Below are 1154 nucleotides of genomic sequence, written 5' to 3'. Positions count from 1 at the left end.
GAGATCAAGCGTCTGAAGGGCATCTGGTGGATGCCTTGGCACTGAGAGGCGATGAAGGACGTAGCACGCTGCGATAAGTCACGGGGAACCGCGAGCAGGTTTTGATCCGTGAATCTCCGAATGGGGCAACCCACCCGTAAGGGTATCCCATGCTGAATCCATAGGCATGGGAGGCGAACCCGGCGAACTGAAACATCTAAGTAGCCGGAGGAAAGGACATCAACCGAGACTCCGCTAGTAGTGGCGAGCGAACGCGGACCAGGCCAGTGATTGCTTCTACATAACCGGAACCGTCTGGAAAGTCGGGCCACAGTGGGTGATAGCCCCGTATGGGTAAACCGGAAGCAATCCTCGAGTAGGGCGGGGCACGTGAAACCCTGTCTGAACGTGGGGGGACCACCCTCCAAGCCTAAGTACTCCTCAGTGACCGATAGTGCACCAGTACCGTGAGGGAAAGGTGAAAAGCACCCCGACAAGGGGAGTGAAACAGTTCCTGAAACCGGATGCCTACAAGCAGTCGGAGCTTCCTTGCGAAGTGACGGCGTACCTTTTGTATAATGGGTCAGCGACTTAGAGTATGCAGCGAGCTTAAGCCGGTAGGTGGAGGCGCAGCGAAAGCGAGTCTGAATAGGGCGACCGAGTTGCATGCTTTAGACCCGAAACCTGATGATCTAGCCATGGGCAGGTTGAAGGTGCGGTAACACGCACTGGAGGACCGAACTCACGCCTGTTGAAAAAGTCGGAGATGACCTGTGGCTAGGGGTGAAAGGCCAATCAAATCAGGAAATAGCTGGTTCTCCGCGAAAGCTATTTAGGTAGCGCGTCGGATATTGCTCCGGGGGGTAGAGCACTGGATGGGCTAGGGGGGCGCGAGCCTTACCAAACCTAACCAAACTCCGAATACCCGGAAGCACAGTCCGGCAGACAGACGGTGGGTGCTAAGGTCCATCGTCGAGAGGGAAACAGCCCAGACCGCCAGCTAAGGTCCCCAAATCACGGCTAAGTGGGAAAGGATGTGGGAAGGCCATGACAACCAGGAGGTTGGCTTAGAAGCAGCCATCCTTTAAAGAAAGCGTAATAGCTCACTGGTCTAGTTAAGCCGGCCTGCGCCGAAAATGTATCGGGGCTCAAGCCGTGTACCGAAGCTGCGGATG

At 55.9% G+C, this 1154-nt stretch carries 1 rRNA gene; it reads left to right on the top strand.

Going from position 1 to position 1154, the window contains the following annotated elements:
- Nucleotides 1-2: 2 nt before the first annotated feature.
- A 23S ribosomal RNA gene (locus tag J2847_RS33895) occupies nt 3-1154 on the top strand; the annotation flags it as partial.

The sequence above is a fragment of the Azospirillum agricola genome, from assembly GCF_017876095.1.
Taxonomy (GTDB): Bacteria; Pseudomonadota; Alphaproteobacteria; order Azospirillales; family Azospirillaceae; genus Azospirillum; species Azospirillum agricola.
The sequence above is the reverse complement of the archived record's forward strand: the minus strand, read 5'-3'. Positions and strand labels throughout refer to the sequence as shown.